At 63.2% G+C, this 13,549-nt stretch carries 15 protein-coding genes and 2 tRNA genes; 9 read left to right on the plus strand and 8 right to left on the minus strand.

The window, feature by feature from the left end:
• The first annotated feature begins 64 nt into the window (after positions 1 to 64).
• Positions 65 to 970 (plus strand): DMT family transporter, encoded by a 906-nt coding sequence (locus WHT83_RS08410; RefSeq protein ID WP_108609490.1) that lies wholly within the window; start codon positions 65 to 67, stop codon positions 968 to 970.
• Between the two features lie 10 nt (positions 971 to 980).
• Here WHT83_RS08410 and phhA read toward each other — a convergent pair whose 3' ends face one another.
• Positions 981 to 1,814 (minus strand): phenylalanine 4-monooxygenase, encoded by an 834-nt coding sequence (gene phhA / locus WHT83_RS08415; protein ID WP_406873529.1) that lies wholly within the window; start codon positions 1,812 to 1,814, stop codon positions 981 to 983.
• Between the two features lie 134 nt (positions 1,815 to 1,948).
• Between phhA and WHT83_RS08420 the strand changes: the two genes are divergently transcribed.
• Positions 1,949 to 2,425, plus strand: coding sequence for an Lrp/AsnC family transcriptional regulator (locus tag WHT83_RS08420; RefSeq protein WP_406873530.1), 477 nt, complete (start codon positions 1,949 to 1,951; stop codon positions 2,423 to 2,425).
• Positions 2,426 to 2,429: 4 nt separating this feature from the next.
• On the opposite strand, the gene WHT83_RS08425 is transcribed toward WHT83_RS08420, so the two are convergent.
• Entirely contained in the window at positions 2,430 to 3,212 is a 783-nt protein-coding gene (locus tag WHT83_RS08425; RefSeq protein WP_183264120.1) for a DUF1194 domain-containing protein, read from the minus strand.
• Between the two features lie 151 nt (positions 3,213 to 3,363).
• Entirely contained in the window at positions 3,364 to 4,266 is a 903-nt protein-coding gene (gene argB, locus WHT83_RS08430) for an acetylglutamate kinase (protein ID WP_406873531.1), read from the minus strand.
• 182 nt (positions 4,267 to 4,448) lie between these two features.
• Between argB and WHT83_RS08435 the strand changes: the two genes are divergently transcribed.
• The 4 genes from WHT83_RS08435 to msrB all read left to right on the plus strand — a co-directional run bounded on the left by WHT83_RS08435 (position 4,449) and on the right by msrB (position 7,104).
• Positions 4,449 to 4,988 carry a sigma-70 family RNA polymerase sigma factor gene (locus WHT83_RS08435; protein WP_108609487.1) on the plus strand — a complete coding sequence of 180 codons (540 nt, stop codon included), beginning with the start codon at positions 4,449 to 4,451 and terminating at the stop codon, positions 4,986 to 4,988.
• Complete coding sequence (locus WHT83_RS08440; protein ID WP_406873946.1) at positions 4,985 to 5,707, plus strand: anti-sigma factor domain-containing protein; 723 nt, start codon at positions 4,985 to 4,987, stop codon at positions 5,705 to 5,707. Before WHT83_RS08435 ends, WHT83_RS08440 begins: the two co-directional genes overlap by 4 nt.
• A gap of 184 nt (positions 5,708 to 5,891) precedes the next feature.
• Entirely contained in the window at positions 5,892 to 6,443 is a 552-nt protein-coding gene (locus WHT83_RS08445) for a fasciclin domain-containing protein (RefSeq protein WP_183264117.1), read from the plus strand.
• A 163-nt stretch (positions 6,444 to 6,606) separates the two neighbouring features.
• Complete coding sequence (msrB, locus tag WHT83_RS08450; RefSeq protein WP_406873532.1) at positions 6,607 to 7,104, plus strand: peptide-methionine (R)-S-oxide reductase MsrB; 498 nt, start codon at positions 6,607 to 6,609, stop codon at positions 7,102 to 7,104.
• Here the strand turns inward: msrB and yihA are convergent.
• From yihA to rpmH, 5 genes are all read right to left on the minus strand, one after another.
• Complete coding sequence (gene yihA, locus WHT83_RS08455) at positions 7,101 to 7,766, minus strand: ribosome biogenesis GTP-binding protein YihA/YsxC (RefSeq protein ID WP_183264115.1); 666 nt, start codon at positions 7,764 to 7,766, stop codon at positions 7,101 to 7,103. The genes msrB and yihA overlap by 4 nt on opposite strands.
• Positions 7,763 to 8,401, minus strand: a complete 639-nt coding sequence (locus WHT83_RS08460) for a CatB-related O-acetyltransferase (protein WP_108610065.1) — start codon at positions 8,399 to 8,401, stop codon at positions 7,763 to 7,765. The genes yihA and WHT83_RS08460 overlap by 4 nt, the downstream gene beginning before the upstream one ends.
• A 352-nt stretch (positions 8,402 to 8,753) precedes the next feature.
• A complete protein-coding gene (gene yidC / locus WHT83_RS08465) occupies positions 8,754 to 10,568 on the minus strand; it encodes a membrane protein insertase YidC (protein WP_318762642.1) in 1,815 nt (604 codons plus the stop codon).
• A 9-nt stretch (positions 10,569 to 10,577) separates the two neighbouring features.
• Positions 10,578 to 10,946 carry a ribonuclease P protein component gene (gene rnpA, locus WHT83_RS08470; RefSeq protein WP_108609482.1) on the minus strand — a complete coding sequence of 123 codons (369 nt, stop codon included), beginning with the start codon at positions 10,944 to 10,946 and terminating at the stop codon, positions 10,578 to 10,580.
• A 16-nt stretch (positions 10,947 to 10,962) separates the two neighbouring features.
• On the minus strand, positions 10,963 to 11,097 hold the full coding sequence (gene rpmH / locus WHT83_RS08475) for a 50S ribosomal protein L34 (protein WP_008833937.1): 135 nt from the start codon (positions 11,095 to 11,097) through the stop codon (positions 10,963 to 10,965).
• A gap of 361 nt (positions 11,098 to 11,458) precedes the next feature.
• On the opposite strand from rpmH, the gene WHT83_RS08480 reads away from it, so the two are divergent.
• The 3 genes from WHT83_RS08480 (at position 11,459) to WHT83_RS08490 (ending at position 13,421) form a co-directional block, all read left to right on the plus strand.
• A complete protein-coding gene (locus WHT83_RS08480) occupies positions 11,459 to 12,949 on the plus strand; it encodes a HAMP domain-containing sensor histidine kinase (RefSeq protein ID WP_318762641.1) in 1,491 nt (496 codons plus the stop codon).
• A 113-nt stretch (positions 12,950 to 13,062) separates the two neighbouring features.
• Positions 13,063 to 13,139: transfer RNA gene (locus WHT83_RS08485), tRNA-Arg, on the plus strand.
• Between the two features lie 205 nt (positions 13,140 to 13,344).
• Positions 13,345 to 13,421, plus strand: a tRNA-Arg gene (locus WHT83_RS08490).
• Positions 13,422 to 13,549 lie beyond the last annotated feature (128 nt).

Below are 13,549 nucleotides of genomic sequence, written 5' to 3' on the forward strand. Positions count from 1 at the left end.
ACGCGGCCTTTGCCGCTTCTAGAGGGAACGGGCGGCGCCTCCAGCCGTCCCGCCGGACATCTCCATGGAACTCTGGATACCCATCACCATCGCCGCCGCCTTCCTGCAGAACCTGCGGTCGGTGGTGCAGAAGCATTTGAAGGGCGTGATGGGCACCACCGGTGCCACCTTCGTCCGCTTCGGTTTCGGTTTTCCCTTCGCGCTTGCCTTCGTCGGCGTGCTGCATTTTGTCGTCGGCTACGACCTGCCGCAGCTCAACCGAGCGTTTTTTGCTTGGGCCGTGGTCGGCGGTGTCGGCCAGATCGCCGCGACCTTCCTTTTGATCCACCTGTTTTCGTTCCGCAACTTTGCCGTCGGCACCGCCTATTCGCGTACCGAGCCGGCGCAGGCGGCACTGTTCGGGTTGCTGTTCCTCGGCGAGCGGGCGACGGCGGGCGCCATCGCGGCCATCGCCATCAGCGTCTTCGGCGTGATGCTGATCTCGGTCGCGCACACGGCATTCACCGCCCGCACGCTGGTGACCTCGGTGCTCAGCCGCAACGCGCTGATCGGGCTGGCCTCGGGCACGTTTTTCGGCATCTCGGCCGTCGCCTACCGCGCCGCTTCGCTTTCGCTCGGCGGGCCGAATTTCATGATGCAGGCGGCGGTCACGCTCGCCGTCGTCATCGTCTTCCAGACGCTGATCATGCTGGCCTGGATCGTCTGGAAGGAGCGCGATGAGCTGCCGCGCATCGCCAAGGCGTGGCGGCCGGCATTGTTCACCGGCCTTGTCGGTGCGTCGGCGTCCTTCGGCTGGTTCATGGCCATGACGCTTCAGCAGGCGGCGATCGTCAAGTCGCTGGCCCAGATCGAGATGCTGTTCACTTTTGCGTCGAGCGTCTTTTTCTTCCGCGAACGCATCAACCGGCTCGAGATCGCCGGTTGCGTTTTGATCGTCGGCGGCATCCTGGTGCTGTTGGCCGTCGGCTAGCCAGGCAAGCCTAGATCGTCGCCGGGTCGAGCGGCGGCTCATCCTTCCAGCGCTTGATGATACCGGCCAGGTCGGAGTTCTGGAAAGCGTCCCTGAGGACGTCGAACGACGGCAGCACGAAATAGGCGCGCTGGAACTTGTCGATCTCGTAGGTCGTGCGCATCACCGTCTCGATGTCGAACGGGACCTGGTGGGCATCGGGGCTTTCGACGGCGAATTGCAGTTCCGTGAACGACGACATCAGCCCGGCGCCGAATGCCTTGAGCGGCTGGCCGGCTTCACGCATCAGGCCGTATTCCGCCGTGTACCAGTAGAGCCGGGTGGTCATCTCGTCGCCGCCGAGCGCGATCAGGTCGCCGGCCTTCTCGCCATACATCTGCATGAAGTCGCCGAACACCGGCTGGCTCAGCACCGGCACATGGCCGAAGAAGTCGTGGAACATGTCGGGCTCGACGATGTAGTCGAGCTCTTCGCGCGTCCTCAGCCAGTTGGTGACGGGAAAGCGGCGATTGGCGAGATGATCGAAGAACGGCTGTGCCGGGATCAGGCCGGGCACCGCGACGATCTCCCAGCCGGAGAGCTTGCGCAGCTTCTCGCTGACGTCGTGAAAATCCGGGATGCGGTCGACGAGGCCGAGCGCCGACATGCCATCGAGATAGGATTTGTGCGCCAGCCTCTGGGTCAGCTTGGTCTGGCGGTCGCACAATGTGCGCCACACCTCCTGCTCGGCGGCGCTGTAGTCGTATTTCTGTTCGACGGTGAAGTCGGGGCGGCAGATCGTGTAGTCGCCACGCAGCCCTTGGGCCGCACATTCTTGCGCGTAGTCCTGAACGCTGATGCCCATTGTCTGATCCTCCCGACAACATGGTTTCGATGCCGAATCATAATCGGGGCTGTCGAGCAGGATTCACTTCTTTCCGCGCATCAGCCCGGGAATTGAGGTATATTTCCCTGCAGATGATGCACAAGGGAGTGAAAATGCCTCAGTTCGACGAGTTCGAGGTCAAGATGCTCGACATTCTCCAGCGCGACGGCCGCAAGCCGGTGTCCGAGATCGCGCAGGAGATCGGCCTCTCCAATACGCCTTGCGCCCGGCGCTTCGAAGCGCTGCAGGAGGCCGGCGTCATCAAGGGCTTTGCCGCCCGCATCGGCCGCCGGGCGGTGGGCCTCATGGTCGAGGTCTTCGTCCAGGTCAGGCTGGTCAGCCACAGCGACGACTCGCCGGAAAAGTTCATCGCCGCCGTGCAGCGCATGGACGAGGTCTCGGCCTGCTGGACGATGACCGGCGACTACGACTTTTTGCTGCACGTCATGGTGCCCAGCGTCGACGACCTCAACGCCTTCGTCATGCACCGCCTGATGCGGCTGTCGGGCGTGCGCGACGTGCACACCCAGCTGGTGCTGCAGAACATCAAGGGTCCCGGCCACGTGCCGCTCGGGCATCTGCGGCCGTAAGCGACTACGGCTCTGGATAAACCAGCCGGTAGCGTTCGCCGACGAGACAGTTGACGGGTTCTGTCGCCTGGATTTTCAGGATGTCCGGCGCGTCGGTGACGCCGCTGACCTCGAGGATCAGCTTGCGGCGGATCGCGGTGATGAACTCCGATGCGAGATGAATGGGCAGGACGAACGAGCCGGGCCCGCCGGTCACGCATTCGGCGTAGTAGCGGTCGATGTCTTCGAGGCTTCCCGTCGGTCGAACGAGGATCGGCAGGCCGTTGATGATGATGCCGGTCGCAACTGCGTTGTTGCGGGCGACCTCCACCGGCGCTCCGGTGTTGTTCGGGCCGTCGCCCGAGATGTCGATGACCTTCTTTTCACCCCTGAAGTCGTTGTGCTGCAGCAGGCTCGCGCCGAACGCCACCGCATTGGAGATCGAGGTGCCGCCAGATCCGCCGATCGGCCTGACGGCGAGCTTGGCGGCGAATTCGTCGGCGCTGTCGCGGCTGTCGATGATCTGCCACGGTATGACCGATTCCTGCTGGACGGTTCCCGCCCACTCGAAATAGGTCACTGCAATGCGCCCCCTCACGCCCGACAGAACGGCATTGACGAAGTCGGGGTGGCGCAGCGCCTTGACATAACCGGCGCGCTGAAGGGCGAACTCGCCTTCGTCCATCGAACTTGAGACATCGACGGCCAGAACCAGCTCGACATCCACCGTCCCGGCGTCCACGCCGATGACCGGCGTGGCAGGCAGTTCGCAGCTCGTGCACAGCATCAGCGCCAGCGCAGCCAGCATGGTTGTCGTCCGAGGGACCGGAAATCAGTGTGCGTCAACACGGGAAAAAGGAAAGCCGCAGCGCTTCAATGCTTCGTGAACGCAAGGGCTGAAATGACAAGGCCGGCAAAAGCCGGCCTGTCATTGTCCGTTGGGGCAGAACTGTTATCGCTTACGGGACGATCAGCGTGCCCGCGCCATGCTCGGTGAACAGCTCGAGCAGCACCGAGTGCGGCGTCTTGCCGTTGAGGATGACGACGCCTTCGACGCCGCGCTCGATCGCCTCGATGCAGGTCTCGACCTTGGGGATCATGCCGCCCGAGATGGTGCCGTCCCTGATCAGCGCCTTGGCGTCGGCGACCGTCAGCTCGTCGATCAGCCTCTTGTCCTTGTCGAGCACGCCCGGCACGTCGGTGAGGAACAAAAGCCGCGATGCCTTGACCGCGCCGGCAATGGCGCCGGCGAAGGTGTCGGCGTTGATGTTGTAGGTGTGGCCGTCACGGCCCGGGGCGACGGGCGCCAGGACCGGGATCATTTCGGAACGGGCCAGAAGGTCGAGCAAAGTGCGGTCGACTTCGACCGGCTCGCCGACGAAGCCGAGGTCGAGCACCTTTTCGATGTTCGAATCGGGGTCGATCATGGTCTTCTTGGCCTTTTCGGCGAAGACCATGTTGCCGTCCTTGCCGCACAGGCCGATCGCCCACTCGCCCTCGGCGTTGATCAGGGCGACGATCTCCTTGTTGATCGAGCCGGCCAGCACCATCTCGACGATCTCGACCGTCTTCTGGTCGGTGACGCGCAGGCCACCTTCGAACTTCGATTCGATGCCCATCTTGTTGAGCATGGCGCCGATCTGCGGGCCGCCGCCGTGCACCACGATGGGGTTGACGCCCGACTGCTTCAGTAAAGCGATGTCGCGGGCAAAAGCGCGGCCGAGCGCCACGTCGCCCATGGCGTGGCCGCCGTATTTCACGACGACGGTCTTGTTCTCGTAGCGCTGCATGTAGGGCAGGGCGGCTGAAAGCAGGGCGGCCTGCATTTCGGCGGTGGCGGCGACGTTCGTCGTCATCGGCATGGTCCCGGATCGGTGGAAAAGGTCGGCGCGGTCTTAGCCGGAAACCGGGCAGGGGGCAAATGGTTCGATGACCCTGGCCGGCCTGTGACGCCATGCCTCCTGCGCTGCCGAAACCGGTTGCAGGTTGTGGCGCAATCTAAACAGCAGTTGCAATTCGGCCTCCGCAACGTAACGTGGCGACAATGACGCCGCAGGACATCACCAAACTGATCGTGCGGACCTCGATGAAGGACCGCGGTGCCTTCGATCTGCTCTACCGGCAGACGAGCTCGAAACTTTTCGGCGTCTGCCTGCGTGTATTGAACGACAGGGCAGATGCCGAGGAAGCGCTGCAGGAGGTCTTCGTCAAGATATGGACGAAGGCCGACCGGTTTGCCGCCTCCGACCTCAGCCCCATCTCGTGGCTTGTGGCAATCGCGCGCAATCATGCGATCGATCGTATCCGGGCACGGCGCCAGGCACCCTTCGCCATCGACGAGGCGCTTGAGATTGCCGATCCCGCGCCGGGACCGGAGGCCGCCGCGGTGGCGGGCGACGAGGCCGGGCGCATCCACGGCTGCCTCGAGGAACTGGAGAAGGACCGGGCCGCCGCAGTCCGCGGCGCCTATCTCAAGGGCGAGAGCTATGCCGAACTCGCGGAACGCCATGGCGTGCCGCTCAATACCATGCGGACATGGCTGCGCCGCAGCCTGTTGAAGCTTAGGGAATGTCTGGAAAGATGACGCTCGCGGAAGACAATGGACCGGAACGTGGAGGGGACGACATCGTCGCCGCCGAATACGTTCTCGGCGTCCTGCCTGCCGACGAGCGCCGCCAGGTCGGTATGCGCATCGATAGCGAGCCTGGGTTCGCCCGCCTCGTCGACGAATGGGAAGTGCGGTTCGCCCCGCTGGGCGCGGCCTATCCCGAGGTCGAGGCGCCGGCCTCGGTCAAGCAGGCCATCGACGCCAGATTGTTCTCCTCCACCGCTCAGGCGCCGGTTGGGCAGCCTGCCGGCCTGTGGGCGAGCCTTGCCTTCTGGCGCGGCCTGGCAACGGCTGCCGTGGCTGCCCTGGCGATCTATGTCGCCGTGCCCATGATCAGCCCTCCGGTCGACGTGCCGCAGGAGCGCATGGTGGCATCGCTCGCCGCCGACGGCAGCGACGTGAAGTACATGGTCATGTACGACGCCGCCTCCGGCGAGGTCGGCCTGTCCCATGTCGCGGGCGAACGCGGCACCGGCAAGGACTTCGAGCTCTGGATGATCGAAGGCACCAACCCGCCGGTATCGATGGGCGTCATTCCGGTCGGCGCCACCATGAAGATGCCGGTCAAGGAAGACATGCGCGACAAGCTGGCAGCCGGTGCCGTGCTCGCAGTCAGCCTCGAGCCGACAGGCGGTTCGCCGACCGGCCAGCCGACCGGTCCTGTGGTTGCGGCCGGCGACCTCCGGGAAATCTGAGAATCTTCGCAGATAAGCAAGGTGGGTCGAAACTTATTCGCATTGACCCTCGTATCTACAAGGTTTTGAGAAATAACCGTTTGATAATAAATATATATTTCTGCCTTCTTGTGAAACTGTTCGAGCTCGAAACCGTAATTCCTTGTGCCTTTCCATCTCGGGAAACAATCCAAGGAGTTACGATATGCGTAAGATCTCTCTCGCTTTGCTCGCCGGTGCTTTCTCCGCTCTCGCCACCGTTGCTTATGCCGAAAACCCGATGGTTGGCGGTGCGGCGATGTTTGCCGACAAGAACATCGTCGAGAACGCGGTCAACTCGAAGGACCACACCACGCTCGTCGCCGCCGTCAAGGCTGCCGGCCTTGTCGAGACGCTGCAGGGCAAGGGCCCGTTCACCGTTTTCGCGCCGACCAACGAGGCCTTCGCCGCCCTGCCGGCCGGCACCGTCGAGAACCTGCTCAAGCCGGAGAACAAGGATCAGCTGACCAAGATCCTGACCTGCCACGTCGTCGGTGCCAAGGCGATGGCGGCCGACATCAAGAAGATGGTCGACGACGACAAGGGCGCTCACCCGGTCAAGACCGTCGGCGGCTGCACCTGGACCGCCAAATATGACGGCGACAAGGTCACCGTCGAGGACGAGAACGGCAATGTCGCCAACGTCACCATTGCCAATGTCGAACAGTCGAACGGCGTCATCCATGTCATCGACAAGGTGCTTCTGCCCAAGATGTGAGCCGGGGGCATGATTGTGCGGGCACTGGGTCGCTGACGCTCGTGCAATCGACGATGCGCCCCGCAACGGCCTTGAAGCCGCGGCGGGGCGCATCCTTTGCCCTCAAGCCCAGTTGATTTCGCCGTGATGCGGCACCGGCCTATGGTCGGATAGGAGCAATGCCATGAACCGCCGGTCATTCCTGTTGGGCAGCGCAGCGATCGCCGTTTTTGGAGGCTTCGTCATTTCCAGGCGATTGACCATTGCCGGCCCGGCATTGGCCGAGAGCTTCGAGATCACCAGGACGGAGGCGGAGTGGCGCACCGTACTTTCCGACGCCCAGTTTGCGGTGTTGCGCCAGGAAGACACCGAGCGGCCATGGACCAGCCCGCTGCTCCAGGAGCACCGCAAGGGTGTTTTCCATTGCGCGGGATGCGATCTCGGCGCTTACGCTTCCGAGACAAAATACGACTCAGGGACAGGCTGGCCGAGCTTCTGGGAGGCGCTGCCCAATGCCGTCGGCACCAAGGTCGACAGTGCCCTGTTGATGACCCGCACCGAAGTGCACTGCCGCCGCTGTGGCGGCCATTTCGGCCACATCTTCGACGACGGCCCGCCGCCGACCGGCAAGCGTCACTGCATCAACGGCCTGGCGCTGAGCTTCAGGCCGGCGACGGCCTAGCCGCCATTGACCACCAGCGCGATCGCGGCGCGCAGTTCGTCCATGCCTTCGTTCTTTTCCGAAGAGGTGGCGAGCACGACCGGGAATGCCGCTGCCCGCTTCTTGATCTTGAGAAGCGTCTCGTCGATCAGCCGGGGTACGCCGGCAGCCTTGATCTTGTCGGTCTTGGTCAGGATGATCTGGTAGGAGATCGCCGCCTTGTCGAGCAGGGTCAGCACCTCCTCGTCGTTCTTCTTGATGCCATGGCGGGAATCGATCAGCAGGTAGACGCGCTTGAGCGTCACCCGGCCGCGCAAATAGTCGAAGACCAGTTTGGTCCAGGCGTCGACCTGTTCCTTCGGTGCCTGGGCATAGCCGTAGCCCGGCATGTCGACCAGCGCCATCGGCGGCAGGTCGCCGGCCTCGCCGGAATAGCCGTCGGGCACGAAATAATTGAGCTCCTGCGTGCGCCCCGGCGTGTTCGAGGTGCGCGCCAGCCCGCCCTGCCTGACCAGGCCGTTGATCAGCGACGACTTGCCGACATTCGAGCGGCCGGCAAAGGCGATCTCGGGCGGTCCCTCTGGCGGCAGGAACTTCATGGCGGGCACGCCGCGGATGAAGATCCACGGGCGCTTGAATAGCTCGGCATCCACCGGTGCTGCCGGTCTTGTCTGGTCGTTCAAACCGCTGCCTCCAGCAGAGAAATATCGGAGCCGCGAATGGCGTCGAGGTTGCGGCCGATCTTGTCCACCGGCCAATCCCACCAGGCAATCGAAAGCAGCCGTTCGATGGTCTTGTCGTCGAAACGCTTCTTGACCACGACCGAAGGATTGCCGGCTACGATCGCATAAGGCGGTACGTGCCTGCTGACAACCGATTTCGCTGCAATGATGGCGCCGTGGCCAATATGGACGCCCGGCAGGATCACCGCTTCCATGCCGATCCACACGTCGTTGCCGACAACCGTGTCGCCACGCACCTCCTGCTGCCAGGTGGCGACGTCGAAGCCTTCCTCCCAGCCGTGGCCGAAGATGTTGAAAGGATAGGTCGAAAAGCCGGACATGGCATGGTTGGCGCCGTTCATGATGAAGCGGGCGCCCTCGGCAATGGCGCAGAACTTCCCGATGATCAGCTTGTCGCCGATGAAGGGGTAGTGATGCAGCACGCATTTGGTCTGGAAGAGGTCGGGGCCCTCGGGATCGTCGTAATAGGTGAAGTCGCCGACCTCGATGTTTTCGGCGTCGACGAGGGGCTTCAGGAAGCCGACGCGCTTGTGCATCGGCATCGGGTGCTTGATCGAGGGGTTCGGTCCCGGCATGGCGCAACGTCCGTATTGAGGCGGATAGGGTGACAGTATAGCGCGATCCGCCGCGCTGACATCGCCGCGCCGGACCTTCTTCATTCGATCATTGCGCGAATACTTGAATTCTTGGTTGCGATTGCTGGGCCGCAAACCGGGGTCCCGCAAGGGACAGCGGGACCCCGGCCTTGCCGAGACGGTTCATTGCTGACCGGGGGGAGGTCAGACACCGCCACCCCGCAAGCTGACGCATGCAGGTATCTTCGAGATACGCAGCGCCTGCCGAAAGAGTTTCAGTGCTTCGATATCAGGTGAAAAGAAAAGGCCCCGGAAATTCCAGGGCCTTTCTGTTTCATCTCGATTGTCCGGCCTATTCGGCCGGTGTCGGTTTCTTCTTGAACAGCGCCACGAGGTTGTCCCACAGCTCGATCTTGGCGCCCTGGCGCTTCATGATCACGCCCTGCTGCAGGATCGACAGCGAGTTGTTCCACGCCCAGTAGATGACGAGGCCCGCCGGGAACGACGCCAGCATGAAGGTGAACAGGATCGGCATCCAGGTGAAGATCATCGCCTGGGTCGGATCCGGAGGCGTCGGGTTCATGCGCATCTGCAGGAACATGGTCACGCCCATGATCAGCGGCCAGACGCCGATCATCAGGAAGGCGGGCACGCCCCATGGCAGCAGGCCGAACAGGTTGAAGATCGAGGTCGGATCGGGTGCCGCCAGATCGTGGATCCAGCCGAAGAACGGCGCGTGGCGCATTTCGATGGTGACGTAGAGCACCTTGTAGAGCGCGAAGAAAACCGGGATCTGGATCAGCACCGGCCAGCAGCCGGCCAGCGGATTGATCTTCTCGGTCTTGTACAGCTCCATCATCGCCTGCTGCTGCTTCATCTTGTCGTCCGCGTATTTCTCGCGGATTTCCAGCATCTTGGGCTGCACCATCTTCATGTTCGCCATCGACTTGTACGACTTGTTGGCGAGCGGGAAGAAGATGGCCTTGACGATGACGGTGGTGGCGAGGATCGCCAGGCCGAAATTGCCGAGCAACTTGTAGAGGTTGTCGATCAGCCAGAACATCGGCTTGGTGATGAAGTAGAACCACCCCCAGTCGATCAGGAGCTCGAACTGGCGAATCTGGCGATCCGCCTCGTAGGCGTTGATCTTGGCCACTTCCTTGGCGCCGGCGAAGACCAGCGTTTCGACAGTCGCCGACTGGCCGGCCGCCACCGTGATCGGGTCGGTCAGGTAGTCGGCCTGGTAGCGCGGGCGGCCGTCGTCGAAATAGGAGAAGCGCGGCTGGAACGGCTGCTTGCCCGAGGGAACCAGCGTCGCGGCCCAGTATTTGTCGGTGATGCCGAGCCAGCCGTCGGTCGACTTGCCGGGCAGGACCTGCTTGTCGTCCTCGATCGTGCTGTAGCTGATCTCCTGCAGGCCTTCGGTGCCGGTCACGCCGATCAGGCCTTCGTGCAGTACGTAGGTCGAGGCATGCAGCGGCTTGTCGAAGCGGGTCAGGCGTCCGTAGTTGGACAGCGCGACGTCGGCGCTGCCGGCATTCGTCACCGTATCGGTCACCGTGAACATGTAGTTCTCGTCGACCGCAATGGCGCGCTTGAAGGTCAGGCCCTTTTCATTGGTGTAGGTCAGCGTGATCGGCGTTGCCGGGGTCAGCGTCTGGTTGCCTTCGGCGGTCCAGACCGTGTCGGGACCCGGAACGGCACCGGTCGCCTCGCTGCCGACGAAGCCGATCTCGCCGTAGAAGCCGGACGGCAGTGCCTGCGGGTTCAGCAGCTCGATGACAGGCGAATTCGGCTCGACCGTCACGCGGTAGTGCTTGAGGCTGATGTCGTCGATGCGCGCGCCGGTCAGGTTGATCGAACCCTTCAGGCTCGGCGTGTCGAGGGCGACGCGGCCCGAGCCGGCGATCGCCTGGGCGCGGTCGGCAATGGCGGCCTGCGTCGTCGGCGCGCCGGGGATGCCGGCCTGCGGCGCGGCAGGGGTGGCGCTGCCGGGCGTCGTGCCGGCAGGCTGCGCGGCCTTCTGCTCCTGCGCCACGCGCTCGGCCTCGATCCGCGCGGTTTCGCGCTGCGTTTCGATGCGAGGGTTCATGTAGAACACCTGCCAGAGCGTCAGGATCAGCACCGACAAGGCGATGGTGATGAAGAAGTTACGGTTGTTTTCCATCGAAAGCCCTTATCGCGTTCCGCGAATGCGCCGAGAAAGTTCAGCCGTTATCTGGCCGAAAGGGGCGGTGAGCACATCTTCGCGCCCGACGATCACATAGTCTTTGCCGGCGGCCATGTCACCTGCGGCATGTGTACGAACGGCCTCCCGCAGGCGCCGCTTGACACGATTGCGGACAACCGCATTGCCGACCTTCTTGGTGACGGTATAGCCGACCCGCGGCCCGGCCTTGTCGTCGCGATCCAGGACCTCGACGAGAAAAAACCGCCCGCGCCGCTTGTCACCGCGGCGGACGGCCAGGAACTGTTTTCTTTTCAGAAGCCGTTCGGGGCCGCGTCCATGCGGAGCAGACCCCTCTGGCTTGCCGTCAGCGGGCAAGGTCCCCGCCTACGGCTTAGGCGGAGAGCCGCTTGCGGCCGCGATTGCGGCGAGCTGCGACGACGCCACGACCGCCCTTGGTAGCCATGCGAGCACGGAAACCATGACGGCGCTTACGGACGAGTTTGGAAGGCTGATAGGTACGCTTCATTTGTTTTAATACCGCGGGGTGCGGCCCTTCTTGATTCTGTCACTTTGTAACAGGAGCTTGGCTCGGCTTGCCTCGACGCGATCAAAAACCGCGACGGAAGCGGGTCCCGAGCGTGTGCGGGCTTATAGAAAGAAGGTGCCGTGAAGTCAATCCGCCGGCGCCGTTGCCACCGCCGGTTGTCGGCAGCCCGTCCGGGACCGCCAACCGGCCCGTCCACGACATGGCTACAGGCCGTCTTTTGCACTGCGGAATTTGCAACTGCGCTGCAATAGCCTATCTTTGCCGTGACGGGATGCAAGGCGTTTCGCGCCTCCATTGGCCGAACCTACGCTCCCAGGGTGGACTTGCAGCAAAGACCAAAATGACTGAAGCAGCAGATACCGGCGCATATGCCGGAAAACCAGCGGACCGTTCGGTTCCGCTTTCGCGCGGCCTCTCGGCCAAGCTGCTGCTCTTGACCATTGCCTTCGTGCTTTTTGCCGAAGTGCTGTTCTTCCTGCCCTCGATTGCCTCCTATCGCCTGCGCTGGCTGGAGGAGCGGCTGGCGACGGCTGCCGCGGTTGCGGCTATCCTGGTGCAGGGCGATCCGACGTCGTTGTCGCGCGCCGCCCAGAACGACGTGCTGATGGCGATCGGCGCCAAGGCAATCGCCGTGCGCGATGGCGGCGTCTCGAGGCTGCTCGTCGTTACCGACATGCCTCCCCAGGTCGACGAACATATCGACATCACCAAGGCAGGCGTGCTGAGCTCGATGCCGGCGGCGATCGACACGTTGCTGTTCGGTGGCAACCGCATGCTGCGGGTCTTCGGAACCGTCGGCGAGAGCCAGAAGGAATTCGAGCTCGTCATCCCCGACTACCGGCTGCATCGCGCCATGCTGGGCAACGCGCGGTACATCGTCTTCGTCTCGCTGTTGATTTCGCTCTGTACTGCAGCCCTGGTCTACGCAGCCATCGACCGCATCATGATCGGCCCGATCCGCGCCATGACGCGCTCGATGCTGACCTTTTCCGATGCTCCCGACAGCCCGGCAGGTGTCATCGTTCCGGCCGGGTCGCGTGGCGACGAGATCGGCGTTGCCGAACGCGAATTGTCGGCGATGCAGATGCATCTGCAGAAGATGTTGAACGAACAGAAGCACCTCGCCGACCTCGGCCTTGCGGTGTCGAAGATCAACCATGACATGCGCAACATACTTGCCTCGGCGCAACTGATGTCCGACCGCCTGCGCATGGTCAAGGATCCGGCCGTCCAGGCCTTTGCGCCGAAGCTGCTGAAGACGCTCGACCGTGCCGTCGCCTATACCGAAAACGTGCTGTCTTATGGCCGCGCCCAGGAACTTCCGCCGGCGCGCCGTCGCCTGCGGCTCAGCCAGCTGGTCGACGACGTGCATGGCCTGCTCGGCCTCGAGTCCGACTCGGGCATCGAATTCTTCAATGCGGTCGATACCGACTTCGAGATCGATGCCGACCCGGACCAGCTGTTCAGGGTGCTGACCAATCTCTGCCGCAACGCCGTCCAGGCCATGGCGGGCGTGGCCGACAGCGCCATCGTCAATCGCCTCACCGTCTATGCCGAACGCGAAGGCAGCGTCAGCCGCATCCTGGTCGCCGACACCGGTCCGGGGCTGCCGCAGAAGGCACGCGAAAATCTCTTTGCCGCCTTCCGCGGTTCTGCGCGCAGCGGCGGCACCGGGCTTGGCCTCGCCATCGCCTACGAGCTGGTGCGCGCCCATGGCGGCTCGCTGGAACTGGTCGAGAGCACCGGCGGCCGCACCGTCTTTGCCGTCACCATTCCCGATCAGCCGGTCCGCCTCGACGAGGCACGCAACGGTTTGCGCCGGCCGGCCTGATGTCAAAAAACTTTGCCGGCAGCGGCTTGCATTTCGTCATGCCAGCCGTTAGGTAGCGCCAATCGCCGCGGTCGATTGACCGAAGCGTCTCGGCCATTCGCATGGCCTGTTGCGCGCCCGTAGCTCAGCTGGATAGAGCACCAGACTACGAATCTGGGGGTCAGAGGTTCGAATCCTTTCGGGCGCGCCATTCTTCCGAATTTCAGAATGATGGAACTGTTCAAGACGCAGTTCGATTTTCTGTCCCGCTGGCCGCGCGGCGGGACAACTGCGTTGCCTTTCCAGAAAAAGCTCGGCGGCTGCTTGCAATTCGCAAAACCAACCGCTAGGTAGCGCCGGTCGCTGCGGTCGATTGACCGAAGCGTCTCGGCCATTTTCAACATTTGGCCTGTTGCGCGCCCGTAGCTCAGCTGGATAGAGCACCAGACTACGAATCTGGGGGTCAGAGGTTCGAATCCTTTCGGGCGCGCCATTTTCTTCGCAAATTAACGAGCATTGTCGCCGGCGCTAGAGCATGCGCAGGCGAAACCGATCTGGCGAACATGCCGGTCGGCTCCTGACTTTTGGCGTCGAACGCTTCGGGGAGCTCCGCGCTGCGAG

This window comes from Aminobacter sp. P9b, from assembly GCF_045345995.1.
GTDB lineage: Bacteria > Pseudomonadota > Alphaproteobacteria > Rhizobiales > Rhizobiaceae > Aminobacter > Aminobacter niigataensis.

Bases quoted from the DNA above. Each gene is read 5' to 3' on its own strand.
- WHT83_RS08410 (WP_108609490.1), top strand. From the start codon at position 65: ATGGAACTCTGGATACCCATCACCATCGCCGCCGCCTTCCTGCAGAAC.
- phhA (WP_406873529.1), bottom strand. From the start codon at position 1,814: ATGGGCATCAGCGTTCAGGACTACGCGCAAGAATGTGCGGCCCAAGGG.
- WHT83_RS08420 (WP_406873530.1), top strand. From the start codon at position 1,949: ATGCCTCAGTTCGACGAGTTCGAGGTCAAGATGCTCGACATTCTCCAG.
- WHT83_RS08425 (WP_183264120.1), bottom strand. From the start codon at position 3,212: ATGCTGGCTGCGCTGGCGCTGATGCTGTGCACGAGCTGCGAACTGCCT.
- argB (WP_406873531.1), bottom strand. From the start codon at position 4,266: ATGCCGATGACGACGAACGTCGCCGCCACCGCCGAAATGCAGGCCGCC.
- WHT83_RS08435 (WP_108609487.1), top strand. From the start codon at position 4,449: ATGACGCCGCAGGACATCACCAAACTGATCGTGCGGACCTCGATGAAG.
- WHT83_RS08440 (WP_406873946.1), top strand. From the start codon at position 4,985: ATGACGCTCGCGGAAGACAATGGACCGGAACGTGGAGGGGACGACATC.
- WHT83_RS08445 (WP_183264117.1), top strand. From the start codon at position 5,892: ATGCGTAAGATCTCTCTCGCTTTGCTCGCCGGTGCTTTCTCCGCTCTC.
- msrB (WP_406873532.1), top strand. From the start codon at position 6,607: ATGAACCGCCGGTCATTCCTGTTGGGCAGCGCAGCGATCGCCGTTTTT.
- WHT83_RS08460 (WP_108610065.1), bottom strand. From the start codon at position 8,401: ATGCCGGGACCGAACCCCTCGATCAAGCACCCGATGCCGATGCACAAG.
- yidC (WP_318762642.1), bottom strand. From the start codon at position 10,568: ATGGAAAACAACCGTAACTTCTTCATCACCATCGCCTTGTCGGTGCTG.
- rpmH (WP_008833937.1), bottom strand. From the start codon at position 11,097: ATGAAGCGTACCTATCAGCCTTCCAAACTCGTCCGTAAGCGCCGTCAT.
- WHT83_RS08480 (WP_318762641.1), top strand. From the start codon at position 11,459: ATGACTGAAGCAGCAGATACCGGCGCATATGCCGGAAAACCAGCGGAC.